This window comes from Sphingobacterium sp. UBA7038, from assembly GCF_002494055.1.
GTDB classification, from domain to species: domain Bacteria; phylum Bacteroidota; class Bacteroidia; order Sphingobacteriales; family Sphingobacteriaceae; genus Sphingobacterium; species Sphingobacterium multivorum.
This window is the reverse complement of sequence record NZ_DLAV01000025.1, coordinates 1-16604: the sequence shown is the minus strand read 5'-3', so window position 1 is coordinate 16604 and position 16604 is coordinate 1. Positions and strand designations below refer to the sequence as shown.

Below are 16604 nucleotides of genomic sequence, written 5' to 3'. Positions count from 1 at the left end.
AGATTTATTTGTAAATAGTTTTAATTTTTATTTTTTTATAGTTTAATATATGCCGTGTATTAATGATATATTGCTAACTGCTTTTGCATGGTCTTTCGAATAAAATGAATGCGTGTTTTAATAGTGCCTTCAGGCATCTGCATGTATTCGGCGATTTCATGATATTTATAACCTTCTAGGAACATGTTGAAAATTTCATAATTATCTTCGGAAAGCTGACGCAATGCTTTTTGGATATCATCCTGGATAAATTTGCTGCTGCTTAAATTTGTTGAAACAGAATCCGCACTGGCTAAAGCTGCATACTCATGGTGATAGTTCTCAGTACGTTTTGTTTTTCTGTAATGGTTAATATAAATGTTGCGCATAATCACATACAACCATGAGCCCACCTTAGGATTATGTATAAGCTTTTCGATGGATTTTAATGCATTAACCATGGTGTCCTGTATAAGATCATTTTTAATCTCCGGATCTGAAGTAAATTGCGAAGCGAAATTTTTGAGTAGGCTTCTTTTTTCTTTAAAAAATGAGTTTATCTCGATGTGCTGCATGTTGTTATTTTCTAAATGTTACGGCGATTATAGAACAACAACAGTGCAGATTTTAGTCAAAATGCTTCGTGTTGGAACGCTGAAACGATCTTTAGGTAAATATTACGGAAGATGTAATTTATACTTAATATTGGTCATGACTGTTCATTATCAGCATGTTAGAATCACTGTGTGAGTCGCGCCAACATAATCAGCTAAGGATTTAAAACCGTATTAAATTTTTGCGATTGGAATTTTCTCGATAATGCCCCAAAGTACACGTTATTTATACGCTTATCTCAGGTATTTCATTAAAAAACGAAGCCATCACTTGTTATACTAATGTGCGTTCATGAAGGGAGCGCGTACTGTTAGATTCCTAATCTGTGTAAAAAGCTGGAGAATCTCTATGTTTGGGGCTACATAGGCATCAACAAACCGTTGACATCGCTTCGCTTCTTTTAGCTGAGTTTGATCCACAAGAACAATAACGATCAGGTTTGGATAGCGATTATTTAGAAGCGAAAAGAAAAGGGCGGTATCTTTAAATACCAAACGATAATCGAGCAGCAGCAATTCAGGCTTTTCATGAATGAGAGAATTGCTGCTAATAGATTCAAGAGATGCTGCTTCCAGGACAACCCTTGCGGGACTTAGTACATGTTCAGAAAAGAGGATGCGATAGGCAAACAACTGCTTTCTTAAACTCGTAATAATACCGATATTGATTTTTTTCATAACGAACGATATTGTTATTGTTTACAAGCCTGCAGTATCTATATTTCATTGCTCCTTTATTGGGGTGTAGTTGAAATAATATTTGCGGAATGGCATTTTAAACTTGCGCCAAAACTCCTTTCCGCCTTCTCAATTTCTTTTTCACTCACAATTTTTCGAAGCGACTGACTTGAAAATCGGTTTTTGTTCTTGGTATAACAAATTTCAATTCCCTCTGAAATACAATAATCTCTGCCTGAAAAATCAACCATCTTATAGTCTTCCCCTATAAAGAATTTGTGGACAGGTAGTGACTGAAGCATATCTGTAATGTCGTGATCCGATTCAAAAGGGATGATTTCATCAACAAACTGACAGCCTTCCAATTTGATGAATCTTTCGACCATGGTCTGAGCCGTGTCATGGCCATCAGCTTCCTGTACATTTGAATCGGTTTTAAGTCCCACAATGAGATAATCACACTGACTCTTCGCTTCCTGTAGCGCAACGATATGGCCTACATGCAACATGTCAAATACGCCGAAAATAATACCTATAATCATATTTTTACTATTAGTTTATGCGTTTATGCGCTTTAACGCGTAATTAGCCCCATCGTTTATACTGACCACGGCGCCCTTACTAGTGTTTTCCTTCGATGCAATTATTCTCCGCAAAGACGAACTCGAGAACCTGTTTTCCCGTCTATTGAAATAAAGTCGTATCCCTTTTTCTTCGCAATACTGTCTGCCTGTAAATGCCTTATCCATATATTCATCACCCAAAATGCGAACATGTATTTTGTATGAACGTAAAACATCTTCGAGGTCCTGCTCAGTAGCGTAAGGGATAATCATATCCACATGTTTACATGCCTTTAATTGCATATAGCGTTCAAATACCGATTGTGTCGGCTTGTTTTTTTCTGGACGATCCAGCGTTGGATCTGTCTGCAGACCGCAAATCAGAAAGTCGCACTGTTCTTTGGCATCTTCGAGCATCTTAATGTGACCTGCATGAAGCAGATCAAAAGCGGAAAACGTAATTCCTATTTTTTTCATATTATAATAATTTAAACTGCAATTATTGAAGAAGTACAGGTAGAACGCAGCTCAGAAAGATTCGTTTTAATTTTAAATTATTTTTTTGCCTTATTATTTTCAACCCCCTTCCATCTCATTTCAACTTCCCTTTTTTGAAAAACGATTGAACTAAAATGGCTGGCTGGCGTTCTGAACTAAAATGAAATCCAGCACTATGCAGACGAATAGAAATGTATCCATTAATAAGCCAAATACAACCTACAGAATTCAATTTCATAAAGCGTTTAACTTTGCTGATTTTAAAGCCATAATTCCTTACCTGCTTAATCTAGGTATAGATACGATTTATGCTGCACCTATTTTACAATCAACGCCGGGGAGTGTCCATGGCTATGACGGTGTTAATATGCATCAGATAAATCCAGAATTAGGTACACTCGACGAGCTCAGGGCTATTAAGAAACAATTAAGAGAATCCAATATCAAATGGATTCAGGATATCGTTCCAAATCACATGGCATTTCATCCAGCGAACGAATGGCTCATGGATTTGCTGGAATTTGGACAGTCATCAACATTTAGCCGTTTTTTTGATACCTGCTATAGTTCGAATTTATTTGAGCAGGGAAAATTAATGGTACCTATATTAGCAAAGACTTTGGATGAAGCAATATCAGACAATGAAATTACAGTCGTTTTTTCCGATGATAGTCTTCGACTTTCTTATCAAGGAAATGTTTATCCAATTTCACCAGAATCCTATGGCTTTATATTGGGCGATTATTTACGGAACACACAAGCCGATTTTAGCGGCCTTTTGGTTCAGATAAATACCGCTCAAGCCAATGGAGATAACGAAGAGTGGAAGCAGTTGCGAATACACATCTTTAAAGGTCTCTCAGGCGAGATACTTACGTCTACGCTGCAACGCTTTAATGCGGATCCCGATCGTATTCTTGAATTGGTAACTAGTCAGAATTATGAGCTTTCTCCTTGGTGGCATACACATAAACGAATAAATTATAGACGTTTTTTTACGGTCAACGAACTAATTTGTTTAAATGTGCAGGACGAAGAAGTATTCAAGCAGTCTCATGAGCTAATCAAAACACTCGTTGACGAGGGGCTGATTGATGGACTCCGCATTGATCATATCGATGGACTTTATAATCCCACAGCCTACCTCTACAATTTGAGAAAATATATCGGTCCAAAAACGTATATCGTCGCTGAAAAGATACTGGAGAAAGGAGAGAAGCTCCCGATCGACTGGCCTATACAGGGAACAACGGGCTATGATTTTTTATCAGTTTGTAATAATGTATGTTCCTGCCAGTCGGGAAAGAAAATATTGAATAACTATTATCGCAAAGTTACTGGCGAAAACTTATCAATTAAAAAAGATCAATATGCAAAAAAATGTAAGATTCTTACAGATCAGATGCAGGGAGAGCTCGACAATCTTGCCAAATCGTTAGCATCACTTCTGGGTGTTGTTGACCAAGAGAAGCGGGATGCGCTAAAGGACATTTTAAAGTCCTTTATTGCACTTTTTCCGGTCTATCGGCTTTATGATGATTGCTTTCCATTGTCAATAAGGAACTTCGAACTTGTGTCTTCACTTTTTGAAAAGTTGATGAAGAACCCCGAGCTCGACCAAGAGCTGGTCGATCAATTTCGAAATCAGTTTCAGCAAGCGCAGGTAGCTTATCAATCGCCGAACCAAACTGCTTTAGCCGATTTCTTTCTCCGCTGCATGCAATTGACTGGGCCAGTAATGGCAAAAGGGGTAGAAGATACCTTGATGTACACCTACAACCGGTTTATTGGAAATAATGAAGTGGGTGACCATCCACAGAATTTAGGGCTTAGTATCAAGCAATTTCACCGATTTATGCAGGATCGGCAAAAAGATTGGCCACTGTCAATCAACGCCAGTTCAACACACGACACCAAGCGAGGGGAGGATTCACGGAGCTGCCTTTTGGTCCTAACTGCTATGGCGCAAAAGTGGGTAAAACAACTGCGCATTTGGCAGGATGTGGTCTGGAATGAATATCGAAAGGACCTTCCGCACCCAAATGATGAATATTTCATCTATCAGTCTTTGGTCTCCTCTTATCCAATGGAGAAACAGGATGCGAAGGCATGTGCAGCATTTGAAAAACGTTTCTTGGACTACTTGGTGAAATACCTTCGCGAAGGTAAAGAACGCTCAAGCTGGGAGAATCCAAATTTAGTTTATGAAGCTTCAGTTCGGGACTTCGCTTCTTTTTTGCTGGACAAAGACCGTCCTTTTTTTACGAGCTTTTATCAATTTATTGAGGCAGTCGCTGATTATGGAATATTGAATTCACTTATTCAGCAAATTTTAAAGTTTACTTGTCCTGGTATACCCGATATCTATCAGGGATCAGAACTTTGGAACTATAGCTTTGTTGATCCCGACAACCGACGACCTATAGCTTATGAATTAAGTAAAAGTCTCCTCGACACGATCGAAGAGACAGCCAAAGAAGAGCGAATTCCATTTTTATGGCGAAATAGACACGATGGAAGAATAAAGCTTTGGTTGATAAAGGAATTGGTGAAACTGAGAAAGGACGATCATACACTTGCACCGGATAGCAGCTATATTCCACTGAAGGTGACTGGTCGATATAGGAAACATATATTGGCCTTCGCACGTAGGTCAGGGGATGAGTGGTTAGTGGTGATTTTACCGCTACATCTTGCCGCTATTGGTAAAATCTCAAAATTTGTGCCCTGTTCATTTGATTGGTCCGATACAAAAGTTCATCTCTTAACTCATCGTTCTGTGACTTGGCAGCATGTTTTGATGGATAGCAGTGGCGAAGGCACAGAAATTCCTATCCATGCTATTTTTAAGGATCTTCCCATGGCGATCTTAAAATATAAAGATTCCACTCAGAAAAGGAGTTCCGGTATATTGTTTCATATAAGCTCATTACCGTCACCTTATGGGATCGGAGATCTCGGGAATGAAGCTCGCCGTTTTGTTAAACAGCTCCAACGTGGTGGCCAAAGCTGGTGGCAGATCCTTCCATTGGGGCCTACAGACTTAGCACAATGTTATTCGCCTTATAGCACGCTAAGTAGCAGGGCTGGAAATCCCTTACTCATCGATTTAAAGGAATTATTAAAATTTGGCTTGCTGAATAAGGATGAATTAAAGACCTTGAAAATGAAGGGCTTGCAAACAATAGATTTCGCGGAAATAAACAGCTCAAAATATCGGCTCCTTGAAAAGGCATTCCATCGTCTTCCAGCGCAGCCTACGCATGAATTTACCGAGTTTGTAGACCGCGAATCTTCCTGGCTTGATGATTATGCACTCTTCAAAGTTTTGAAAAATAGACATGACGATCGTCCATGGTATCAATGGCCAGCGCTTTATAAGCTTCGCGATAGCGCAGCGCTGGAAGATTTCGCCACTCGATTTGCAGATGAATTGCAACAGGAAAAATGGTTTCAGTTCCTATTTTTTAGGCAATGGAGTGCGTTAAGAAACTATGCGCGTGATTATGGGATTAGGTTTATAGGCGATATCCCATTTTATGTTGCCTATGATTCTGCCGATGTGTGGGTCAATCCGCAGTACTTTTCATTAAAAGCAGACGGTACTATAAATCATGTTGCGGGGGTACCACCCGATTACTTCAACGCCGACGGCCAATTATGGGGTATGCCAACCTATAATTGGATCTCACTTCAAAAAGATGGTTATCAATGGTGGGTGGAACGTTTGTCACATAACTGTACGCTATTTGATACGTTACGGCTTGACCATTTCCGAGCATTTTCTTCCTATTGGGAAGTGCCCCATGAAGAAACTTCCGCAAAAAATGGAAGCTGGGTTGTAGGGCCTGGGTCGGATTTTTTTGATCATGTGAAAACTTCGTTGGATCATATGCCTTTTATCGCCGAAGATCTTGGTGACATAGACGCTAAGGTATATCAGCTACGTAATGAATATAATTTTCCGGGAATGGCCGTATTACAATTTGCTTTTGGCAACGATATGCCCCGTTCACCTCATATCCCGCATCAATATAACCGCAATACTGTCGCCTATACGGGCACCCACGACAATAATACTTCGCTGTCTTGGTTTAATCAAGATCTCGATGGAGCGGGCAAAGAAAGGATCAATAATTACTATGGGCAAATCGTTGAAAATACAAATCTAAATGATGTCCTCATACGTTCACTCTACGCATCCGTTGCAGACAGCGTCATTATCGCGATGCAAGATATCCTGAATCTTGATGGATCTTGCCGCATGAACCGTCCCGCCAGCACAGCTGGCAATTGGGTATGGCGTATGCAAAAAGGGGCATTTGCAGCAAACCACCAGGAAAAATTAGCTTACTACACGAAATTATACAACCGTTAAACATACAGATGGAAACAAAAATTTATACCGGAAGCCCTTATCCATTAGGAGCTACTTACGATGGGGAAGGGGTTAACTTTGCCCTTTTCTCCGAACATGCTGAGGCTGTTGAACTTTGCCTCTATACTAGTTCCGATGAGGAGGAAGTCGCAAAATTTAAAATAACCGAGAAGACGCACCAAGTGTGGCATATCTATCTCTCGGGAATTAAGCCAGGACAACGCTACGGCTATCGGGTACATGGTCCGCACGATCCATCGCAGGGACACCGTTTTAACCCCCATAAATTGTTGATTGATCCGTATGCAAAAGCAATATCAGGTACTGTACAATGGGATGATGCTTTATTCGCGTACACTATAGGGGAGGACGATATGAGCTTCGATACAACGGACAGCGCTCCTTTTGTCCCCAAAGCTGTTGTTATTGATAACAAATTTGATTGGGGGAACGACAGTCCGCCGCGGGTACCGATGCATCAGAGTGTGATTTATGAAACCCACGTAAAAGGTTTTACAGCGACACATCCTGACATTCCCCAAGAAATAAGAGGAACCTATGCTGCTTTGGCACATCCTGTTGCTATAAATTACCTGAAAGAACTGGGTATTACTGCAGTCGAATTGTTGCCGATCCATCATTTTTTGACTGACCGTCATTTAAAGGACAAAGGACTCACTAACTATTGGGGATACAATAGCATCGGTTTTTTTGCTCCCGATGTGCGCTATTCCGCTTCAGGTACACATGGTGAGCAGGTTATGGAATTTAAAAAAATGGTCAAGGCCTTACATGATGCCGGTATCGAAGTGATCCTCGATGTTGTCTACAACCATACCGGCGAAGGTAACGAAATGGGGCCAACACTGTCTTTTAGAGGGATTGATAATGCTTCTTATTATCGCTTGGCGGAAGATCCACGGTATTATATGGATTTTACCGGAACTGGCAATACCTTAAATACACGTCAACCCAATGTATTACGTCTGATTATGGACAGTCTGCGCTATTGGGTTGAGGAAATGCATGTTGACGGGTTCCGCTTTGATTTGGCATCAGCATTGGCACGGGAGTTACACGAGGTCGATAAATTAAGTTCATTCTTTGACGTTATTCATCAAGATCCGGTGATTTCACAGGTTAAACTCATTGCGGAACCTTGGGATATCGGAGAAGGCGGCTACCAAGTTGGCGAATTTCCTGCCGGCTGGGCAGAATGGAATGGAAAATACCGTGATTGTATCCGAGATTATTGGATCGGGGCAGATAGCATGATTGCTGAATTTGCCAATCGCCTTACAGGATCCTCCGATTTATATAGGGGAGATAATCGAACACCCTCCGCCAGCATTAATTTTATTACTGCACACGATGGATTTACACTTCATGACCTTGTATCGTATAACGATAAGCACAACGAAGCCAATGGCGAGGATAATCAAGATGGTGAAAGTCACAATCGCTCCTGGAACTGCGGGGTCGAAGGACCTACAGAGGATGCTACAGTTAATAGCCTAAGACAAAAACAAAAACGAAATATGCTGGTGACCTTGTTCCTGTCGCAAGGTGTGCCTATGCTCGTCGCTGGCGATGAACTGGGCAGAACACAGCAAGGCAACAATAATGCGTATTGCCAGGACAATGAGATCTCTTGGCTGGACTGGACCAGCGTGGATGGAACTTTATTGGATTTTACTAAAAAATTAATTCATTTTCGCCGTGAACATCCTGTATTCTGCCGTCGTAAATGGTTTCAAGGTATACCCATTCGTGGTACGGGTGTCGAGGATATCGTATGGTTTCTCCCAGACGCATCTGAGATGGATGATCATCATTGGCAGGAGGATTATGCCCGTTCCCTTGCTGTATTTCTCAATGGTCAGGGAATTCGATCAGTAGACACCGCTGGTAATAAAATAGTGGATGCCAATTTTTACCTTTTATTTAATGCCCATTGGGAAGATGTCGCCTATAAACTCCCTAGTGAAATCTATGGGGCTTCCTGGAATAAGATCATAGATACGAATAGCGATAGGATAGGTGATTTTGGGGAGTTTCCAGCTGGGGATACGGTTTTAGTTCCCTCGCGCTCGATTCTTTTATTTCAATCACAATAGAGCGACCACTGGATTATGAGCAAAACAGGAATTAGACAATTAGGAGTTCAATACAATGGTGCGCTATGGGAGATTCGCGTATGGGCGCCAAATGCAAAGAATGTCTATTGCATGCTTTATAATATGGGTGTCGAAATACCGCTAGAGCAGCAAGCCTACGGTTATTGGTATGCCGAAAGTGATCTAATCCGTGCGGGCGATTTGTATAGAATACGGGTAGACGACAACGAATTTCCTGATCCGCTTTCTCGTTCACAACCGGAAGGTGTTCATGGACCGTCTCAAGCTGTAGACCTCGCTTTTTCATGGACCGATCAAGACTATCAGCCGCCGCAACAATCAGATTTTATCATCTATGAGCTTCATGTCGGTACATTCTCGTCGTCCCATGACTTTGATGGAGTTATCAAAAAGATTCCTTATCTGAAAAATTTGGGAATAACTGCTATCGAAATCATGCCGATCGCTCAATTTCCCGGAGAGAGAAATTGGGGTTATGATGGCGTATTTCCATTCGCGGTACAGCATTCTTATGGTGGCGCTTCCGAATTGCAACGGCTAGTTAATGCCTGTCATGAGGCTGGTATAGCTGTAATTCTCGATGTGGTCTATAATCATGTGGGCCCCGAAGGAAACTATTTTGCGCAGTATGGTCCTTATTTCACTGAGAAATATCGAACGCCCTGGGGCGATGCACTCAATTATGACGACCGTTTCTGTCACGGACAGCGGGATTTGGTAGTCAACAATGTACGGATGTGGTTTGAAGACTTTCACATTGATGCGCTGCGCATGGATGCAGTACATGCGATCAAGGATTTCAGTCCAATTCACATCCTTCAGGAAATCCGTGCGGAAACGGATAATGTGATCGCTAAAACAGGGAAAAATCGATATCTCTTTGTTGAGTGCGATCTTAACGACAGAAGATTTTTAGACCCCTTGGCAAAAAATGGTTTTGCGATGGATGCGCAGTGGCTAGATGAGTTTCACCATGCCTTACGCGTAGCCGTAGGCGAACCAAAAAAGGGCTATTATCGGGAGTTTAATGGCGTTGAAGATCTGGCAAAAGCCTACGAGAAGGCCTATGTTTTTGATGGGAACTATTCTTTCCATCGCGAGAAATTTTTTGGAACAGATACGGCGGGTATTCCGGGCGATCGCTTCATTGTTTTCAGTCAGAATCATGATCAGGTCGGCAATAGGATGCTGGGTGATCGTGCGGCCTCGCTTTACGCCAGAGAAATAACACGTCTTATGACTTTTGCTGTATTCATGTCGCCCTATCTTCCGCTACTATTTATGGGCGAAGAATGGGGGACAGTGCGACCTTTTCCGTATTTTATCAGTCACAGTGATCCAGAGCTGGTAGAGCTGGTGCGGGAGGGCCGCAAGCGGGAGTTTGAAGATTTTCTCACAGATCACGAGGTTCCCGATCCACAGGATGAAACAATATTTAGGCAAGCTGTGTTGGATTGGGACGAATTGAACAGGCAACCATATCAGCAACAGTTGTCCTATTATAAATCGTTGATCGCATTTCGGAAAAGCAATCCGTTGTTAAAAAATATGCAACGAAGTGATATCAGGACTGAGTGCCTCTGTGATAAGAAGGTACTTAGTATCTATGTGGAACAAAAGGAGAGGCAAATGATTATCCTGATGAACTTTTCAGCTCATTTACAACATGTCAATCTACCAGCAGCTGTGCAATGGACCTTGTCATTTGATACCAGTGTACCGGACGCCGACCTTTTGGCAGAGACTGACGCTGTTGCAGTGCAGGACTGTTCCTTATTACCATGGTCAGGGTATGCTTACACTTCGAAATAGATCGTTTTGGAAAGATTTAAGTGAGTTGATCTTCAGGAATGAAAGCTATTAAAAGATAAAAACAAATTATTCAAACAACTTCGTTAAAAGTATTGTTCCTTATTTAAATACGGCTTGTCCAGTCGTGAAGAAAGTTTTAAAAGCTAGGTCCTTTCCAACCTAGCTTTTTTATTTTTAAAAGGAACAATTGCTTATGGTTTTGAATACCAGTGGTTTGAAAGATCAGCTATTCAGAATAAATTTTAAACAAACGTTTGATCTGTTATTCGTCGCAATTTTTTTTTATCTTAGCCTAAGATATGACATGTTTGAAGAGGGGTGCTAGATTTATAATGTATGGCAAATTATCTCTTTCGAGAATTTCCTATTATTAGCGAATTAAATGATTAAAAACTAGCAAACTATGCGTCAACTGGAGTGTCACGAAGAGAAAATCCACCTATGCGGTAAGATCCAGTCTTTCGGTTTCCTTTGTATTTTTGATGAGAGCGGATGTATTGCCGCAAGTGAAAACTTAACTATCGTTCTTGATATTCCCATGAAGGAAATCCTCGGACGCTCTATTGCTCAGCTATTACCATTGCTATCGTCCGAAAAGGAGTTGAATCTTAAAGAGATTGAAACGCAAATTAGAGGAGAGATCTTTACACGTTTTGTGGAGCGTATCCGCATTAAAAATGTAGACTATTACCTGAGTATTTACCAGTACGACGAGCGGACATACCTTGAAATAGAAATCTGTAATGAAAATCATTTAAAAGCGACGCGATTATTTTATTATGCGAAGTACCTTGAAGAACGTCATGGCAATGCTTGGCAATCATTGACTGTACTGATCCGTCAGATTATTGGTTTTGACCGAGTTATGGTATACCGTTTCGAGGAGGACAATAGCGGACAGGTCATTGCAGAGTCCATCGCAGATGGAATGACCCCATTGATGGGGTACCGGTATCCGGAATTTGATATTCCGGCACAAGCACGAGAACTCTATGTGAAGTTTCTTGCGCGCCACGTAGCTGATGTTGATGGTCCGACTATTGCTATACAGGGTTTGGAGGCTGCTGAGGTAGACTTGACACGCTGTAGCCTCAGAGCATTATCTCCAGTACATTTACAATATCTTAAAAACGCAGGAGCACGGGCCAGTGCCAGTTTTTCTATCGTTATCGAAGGAAAACTTTGGGGCTTGGTGGCGTGCCAGAATAGCGAGCCTTTGAATGTTGATCTCGCCCAACGTCATTTATGCGCTTTTTTAACGCAATACGCTATAAACTACTATCTTTCAGAACATCAAAAAGAAAACCTGGTAGCACAAACCATTATGGGTGTTATGGAACGTGATCTGAAGTCTGAGTTATTAGTTAATAGCGATATTGGAATTGTGCTTGAACGCTTTGCACCACAAATTCTAGAAATTGCGGGCGCAGATGGACTAATGATCAAGCACGACCGGGGTTCTAAAAGTTGGGGCGATGTACCCACTGAATTGCAGTTGCGTGAGATCGATCGCTTTATAGAAGAAGAAGGGCAAAATGATTTATTTTTTACATCAAACTTTGTCTATGGTGACAGTGCCCCCCCGCAACCGGTTATATTGCCTGGCATTTTGCGGATAAATATCCTTCCCAGCAATAAATGGCACATCTATTTATTCCGCAGAGAACATGTTTACGAAGATGTATGGGCTGGAAAACCCGAAAAAATATATCATTACGATCCTGAAAAGAAAGTTGAATTTCCATCTCCACGGACATCTTTTGAAGCTTGGCGTGAAAAGATGAAAGGCAAGTCTATCCAGTGGAAACGTGCCGAGCTTTCTTTTATGGAGAAAGTCGCACAAATAACCCAACAAGCTATTGCCCAGCGCGGCGGAGAGATTGCTCAGCTCAATAAAGAACTTGTCAGGTCCAACAATGCCTTGGATACATTTGGCTATACATTAACCCATGATCTTAAAAATCCACTTTCATCTATAAAGCTTGCTGCCCAGATGATGTTGATGAAAGATGATCTTCCGAAGGATATGTTACGCAAAATGGCACTAAATATTATGGATGCTACCGCGCTGATCACTGAAATGATGGACAAGGTGTATCAGCTAACGCAATCGAATTATGTTGCCTTCAAAACGGAACTGATCGATCCACGGAATAAAATTCTTAACATTCTCGAAAGCTGTAAGCAGCAGTTTGAAAGCGCCCATCTTGAGTTTGTTTTGGGAGAAACTTTGCCGATTTTAGGGGAAAGAACACTGTTATACCAGTTGTTCTTAAATCTGATCAGCAATGCCATAAAATATAGCAGTAAAAAAGATCGCCCGAGAGTCGAGGTATATAGTGAAAAGCAGGGACATTTCGTTAACTACTATATTAAAGACAATGGTATCGGAATGGATATTAAGGATGATAGTAATATATTCGATATTTTTAAACGCTTGCCGAACTCGCAGGGATTTGAAGGTTCGGGAATTGGGCTCTCTATTGTAAAACGCATCGTAGATCGTCTCGAGGCAAAAGTCACCGTCGATAGCGAGCTTAATATAGGTACAACTTTTTGTATAACATTTAAAGTCTGATAGACATATAAAAATTCGATAAACAAAAAAAGGAGCCCTAAAGCTCCTTTTTTTGTTTGAACGTAGCAGCAACCTTTAACAGCGGTAGAGTTGCTATCCGCCGTACCTACTTTAAACAAGGTTCATCCAGTCTATACTTTCCCTTATTAATGGGCCATCCGATCTTCTTGGAGAGAAAATTTAAGAACACTTTTAGAATTAAAACAAACGATTAGTCGATTGGAAAAGTTCCTATATGAAATGGTGAATATTGCCCGTCCAGATGGATATGCAAAAGTTTTAGCTGAATTTTCTTCAAAGTTTATACGACAAACGATGTTTAAACCCAAAAATCGATTATAATGAAAAAAAAAGAATTGAAGACTGAACAAGTTGATCCAGTGGAAAATAAAAAGGTCAACGCCCTAAGACCACATACGGCGGACGCCACAGGACAGCAAATGACCACTGATCAGGGAGTCAAGATCAATGATGACCAAAATTCGCTGCGTGCTGGAGATCGGGGCGCTACGCTTTTGGAAGATTTTATTCTCCGAGAAAAGATCACACATTTTGACCACGAGCGCATTCCCGAACGTGTTGTACACGCAAGAGGTTCGGGCGCGCATGGCGTATTCAAACTATACAAGCCTTTAGCTGAATGGACAAAAGCGGGTTTTCTTAATGATATCGAAACTGAAACCCCAGTGTTTGTGCGTTTCTCTACGGTTGCTGGTTCGAGGGGGTCGACGGATCTTGCCCGCGACGTTCGTGGTTTTGCTGTCAAATTTTATACACAAGAAGGTAATTTCGATCTGGTGGGTAATAATATGCCTGTATTCTTTATTCAGGATGCAATGAAGTTCCCCGATCTTGTTCACGCTGTCAAGCCTGAACCCGACAATGAAATTCCACAAGCGGCTTCTGCCCATGATACATTTTGGGACTTCATTTCTTTAATGCCTGAGTCGACGCACATGATTATGTGGCTGATGAGTGATCGAGCAATACCGCGTAGTTACCGCATGATGGAGGGGTTTGGTGTTCATACTTTTCGGTTGATCAATACCAATGGTGAATCGCACTTTGTTAAGTTTCATTGGAAACCACTGCTTGGTGTCCATTCAGTCGCATGGGATGAAGCTCAAAATATATCCGGTAAAGACCCCGATTTTCATCGAAGGGATCTCTGGGACGCCATTGAAAACGGTGCATTTCCAGAATGGGAACTCGGCATACAGGTCATTCCCGAATCTGACGAATTTAAGTATGACTTCGACCTGCTAGATTCAACGAAGATTGTTCCTGAGGAGTTGGTGCCTGTTCAGCCTATTGGAAAAATGACTTTAAATCGAAATCCCGATAATTTCTTTGCCGAAACGGAGCAGGTTGCCTTTCATATTGGCAATATTGTGCCAGGAATTGATTTTACAAATGATCCGTTGTTGCAAGGGCGATTGTTCTCTTACACAGATACCCAACTTATTCGTTTAGGTGGACCTAATTTTCATGAAATTCCGATTAATAGGCCCATCTGTCCTTCGCACAACAATCAGCGTGACGGATTTATGCGGCAAAGGATTGATCGAGGTAAGACGAGCTATGGACCAAATTCATTGGGGAATAATGATCCTGCGCAGGTAGGCGAGGCAGATGGTGGTTTTAAAAGCTATCAAGAGCGTATTGATGCCAGAAAAGTGCGGGCTAGGAGCGATAGTTTCCGCGACCATTTTAGTCAAGCAAGGCTGTTTTATAATAGTCAGTCTGAGCCGGAAAAAAATCATCTTGTAGATGCGTTCAGTTTTGAGCTGGGTAAAGTGAAGGCCGTTTCGGTAAGGCAGCGCATGATCGGTATACTGTCGCTGGTCGATCAGGGGCTGGCAGCTGAAGTTGCGTTTGCCTTGGGATTACAGGTGCAAAAAGAAGTTGAAAAGCCGATTAATAAAAGCATCCCAGCAGATGCCGATCCTTCCGATTATGAGCCTATTCAAGTCAAGGAGCAATTAAAAAAATCGGCGGCTTTAAGTATGCAAAATACGATAAAAGATACGATCAAGAGTCGAAAGATCGCCGTGCTTGCTGCCGATGGAGTAGATACGAAATCATTTCAGGCCGTGGCAGATGCGATCCGGGCTGCGGGTGGAATTGTCCATGTTATTGCCCCTAAGCTCGGGGAGGTTACGGGCACGGACAACAAGAAGATCCCTGTTGAAGAAAGCTTTTTAACGGGAGCATCGGTGCTGTATGACGCCATATATATACCCGGAGGAAAGGATAGCGTAGCTACACTGCAGTCCAATGCCGATGCTGTCCATTTTCTAAATGAAGCGTTCAAACACTGTAAAGCAATTGCCGCAGATGTCGAGGCAAGTCCGGTTTTGGAAGCGACCTATTTTTTTAGCAAGGTATACCAAGAGTTTTCAGCGGAGACTGTGCTTGATGACGGAATTATAGTTGATCAGGATCCGAAGTCCTTAGTGGATAAATTCATTAAAGCAATTGCCCAACACCGGTTTTGGGAGCGGGAAAAATCGCGCAAAGTGCCTGCGTAGTATCTAAATAATATCCAATGTAGAAATATGCCCCAAAAAGTTTTATACTATTTGGGGCATATTTGTGGACCATCCTATTTAAATAAATACTAATGCTGTAGCAGTGTGAGTGCGGTATCATTTCCCTGTTGCGCGGCGAGGTCTAACACCGACAAGCCACGGGTATCGAGTAGCCTGGTATTTGCACCATTGTCAAGTAGAAGCTTAAGTACTTCATTTCTGCCAAACATGGCTGCAAACATCAGCGCGGTGCCACCGTTCCCATGTTGCAGGTTTAAATTTGCGCCATAACCGATTAATAATTTGGCAATATCATGATAACCTTTAAAAGCAACACCCATCAGGGCTGTGTTTCCACCGTTATCCTGTGCATTTACATCGGCACCAGCTTCCAATAGTAATTGGGCTGCAGCCAGCTTATTGTTATAACAGGCAATGATCAATGGGGTATAGCCTTTGCCATCCCGTGTATTTACATCGGTATTCTGATTGATCAATTCACGTAAGACTTCGAGATTGCCCAGTCGGGCGGCATGAATCATGATTTCTGAGTTTTGTGTCATAGTGGTTCAGTTTATATCGTAAAAAGCGTTAAATGGGATCGGCAAAAATGCTTCCTGGCGTTCCTTTTTAATTTGAACAAAACTGGGAACCGAAACGTTTGCGCTCATTAGATGTTTTGAAAAGCTTAATTAAAATGTCAAGGTATTATTCTTACCTCAGCTACAAATGAAGAACATAAACTTAGCGACAATATCACACTATTCTTTTTGCTATGGATTGAATAGCGAGTCTGTAAATCTTTAAAACAAACAAGAAGCTGTCTCAAATTTAT

10 protein-coding genes are annotated in these 16604 nt (G+C 41.6%); 5 read left to right on the top strand and 5 right to left on the bottom strand.

The window, feature by feature from the left end; all coding sequences use genetic code 11:
• Window positions 1-59: 59 nt before the first annotated feature.
• The 4 genes from B3H30_RS16800 to B3H30_RS16785 all read right to left on the bottom strand — a co-directional run bounded on the left by B3H30_RS16800 (window position 60) and on the right by B3H30_RS16785 (window position 2311).
• The gene (locus tag B3H30_RS16800; RefSeq protein WP_046676284.1) at window positions 60-554 is read right to left on the bottom strand and encodes an RNA polymerase sigma factor; all 495 of its coding nucleotides are present in this window, start codon (window positions 552-554) and stop codon (window positions 60-62) included.
• Window positions 555-872: 318 nt separating this feature from the next.
• A complete protein-coding gene (locus B3H30_RS16795; RefSeq protein ID WP_286834696.1) occupies window positions 873-1271 on the bottom strand; it encodes a hypothetical protein in 399 nt (132 codons plus the stop codon).
• A gap of 56 nt (window positions 1272-1327) precedes the next feature.
• Entirely contained in the window at window positions 1328-1813 is a 486-nt protein-coding gene (locus tag B3H30_RS16790; RefSeq protein WP_070560786.1) for an adenylyltransferase/cytidyltransferase family protein, read from the bottom strand.
• 15 nt (window positions 1814-1828) lie between these two features.
• Window positions 1829-2311, bottom strand: a complete 483-nt coding sequence (locus B3H30_RS16785; RefSeq protein WP_046676287.1) for an adenylyltransferase/cytidyltransferase family protein — start codon at window positions 2309-2311, stop codon at window positions 1829-1831.
• Between the two features lie 196 nt (window positions 2312-2507).
• Here B3H30_RS16785 and treY point away from each other — a divergent pair, with 196 nt between their 5' ends.
• From treY to B3H30_RS16760, 5 genes are all read left to right on the top strand, one after another.
• Entirely contained in the window at window positions 2508-6710 is a 4203-nt protein-coding gene (gene treY, locus B3H30_RS16780) for a malto-oligosyltrehalose synthase (RefSeq protein WP_286834695.1), read from the top strand.
• Window positions 6711-6718: 8 nt separating this feature from the next.
• Window positions 6719-8827, top strand: coding sequence for a glycogen debranching protein GlgX (gene glgX, locus B3H30_RS16775; protein ID WP_070560784.1), 2109 nt, complete (start codon window positions 6719-6721; stop codon window positions 8825-8827).
• 15 nt (window positions 8828-8842) lie between these two features.
• Window positions 8843-10660, top strand: coding sequence for a malto-oligosyltrehalose trehalohydrolase (gene treZ / locus B3H30_RS16770; protein WP_070560782.1), 1818 nt, complete (start codon window positions 8843-8845; stop codon window positions 10658-10660).
• 403 nt (window positions 10661-11063) lie between these two features.
• Window positions 11064-13238 (top strand): ATP-binding protein, encoded by a 2175-nt coding sequence (locus B3H30_RS16765; RefSeq protein WP_070560781.1) that lies wholly within the window; start codon window positions 11064-11066, stop codon window positions 13236-13238.
• 341 nt (window positions 13239-13579) lie between these two features.
• Window positions 13580-15769 carry a catalase gene (locus B3H30_RS16760; protein ID WP_070560779.1) on the top strand — a complete coding sequence of 730 codons (2190 nt, stop codon included), beginning with the start codon at window positions 13580-13582 and terminating at the stop codon, window positions 15767-15769.
• 89 nt (window positions 15770-15858) lie between these two features.
• Here B3H30_RS16760 and B3H30_RS16755 read toward each other — a convergent pair whose 3' ends face one another.
• On the bottom strand, window positions 15859-16332 hold the full coding sequence (locus tag B3H30_RS16755) for an ankyrin repeat domain-containing protein (protein ID WP_070560777.1): 474 nt from the start codon (window positions 16330-16332) through the stop codon (window positions 15859-15861).
• Window positions 16333-16604 lie beyond the last annotated feature (272 nt).

What these genes read in the sequence shown, in the direction of transcription:
- B3H30_RS16800 (WP_046676284.1), bottom strand. Translation starts at nt 554, where the DNA reads ATGCAGCACATCGAGATAAACTCATTTTTTAAAGAAAAAAGAAGCCTA.
- B3H30_RS16795 (WP_286834696.1), bottom strand. Translation starts at nt 1,271, where the DNA reads ATGAAAAAAATCAATATCGGTATTATTACGAGTTTAAGAAAGCAGTTG.
- B3H30_RS16790 (WP_070560786.1), bottom strand. Translation starts at nt 1,813, where the DNA reads ATGATTATAGGTATTATTTTCGGCGTATTTGACATGTTGCATGTAGGC.
- B3H30_RS16785 (WP_046676287.1), bottom strand. Translation starts at nt 2,311, where the DNA reads ATGAAAAAAATAGGAATTACGTTTTCCGCTTTTGATCTGCTTCATGCA.
- treY (WP_286834695.1), top strand. Translation starts at nt 2,508, where the DNA reads ATGCAGACGAATAGAAATGTATCCATTAATAAGCCAAATACAACCTAC.
- glgX (WP_070560784.1), top strand. Translation starts at nt 6,719, where the DNA reads ATGGAAACAAAAATTTATACCGGAAGCCCTTATCCATTAGGAGCTACT.
- treZ (WP_070560782.1), top strand. Translation starts at nt 8,843, where the DNA reads ATGAGCAAAACAGGAATTAGACAATTAGGAGTTCAATACAATGGTGCG.
- B3H30_RS16765 (WP_070560781.1), top strand. Translation starts at nt 11,064, where the DNA reads ATGCGTCAACTGGAGTGTCACGAAGAGAAAATCCACCTATGCGGTAAG.
- B3H30_RS16760 (WP_070560779.1), top strand. Translation starts at nt 13,580, where the DNA reads ATGAAAAAAAAAGAATTGAAGACTGAACAAGTTGATCCAGTGGAAAAT.
- B3H30_RS16755 (WP_070560777.1), bottom strand. Translation starts at nt 16,332, where the DNA reads ATGACACAAAACTCAGAAATCATGATTCATGCCGCCCGACTGGGCAAT.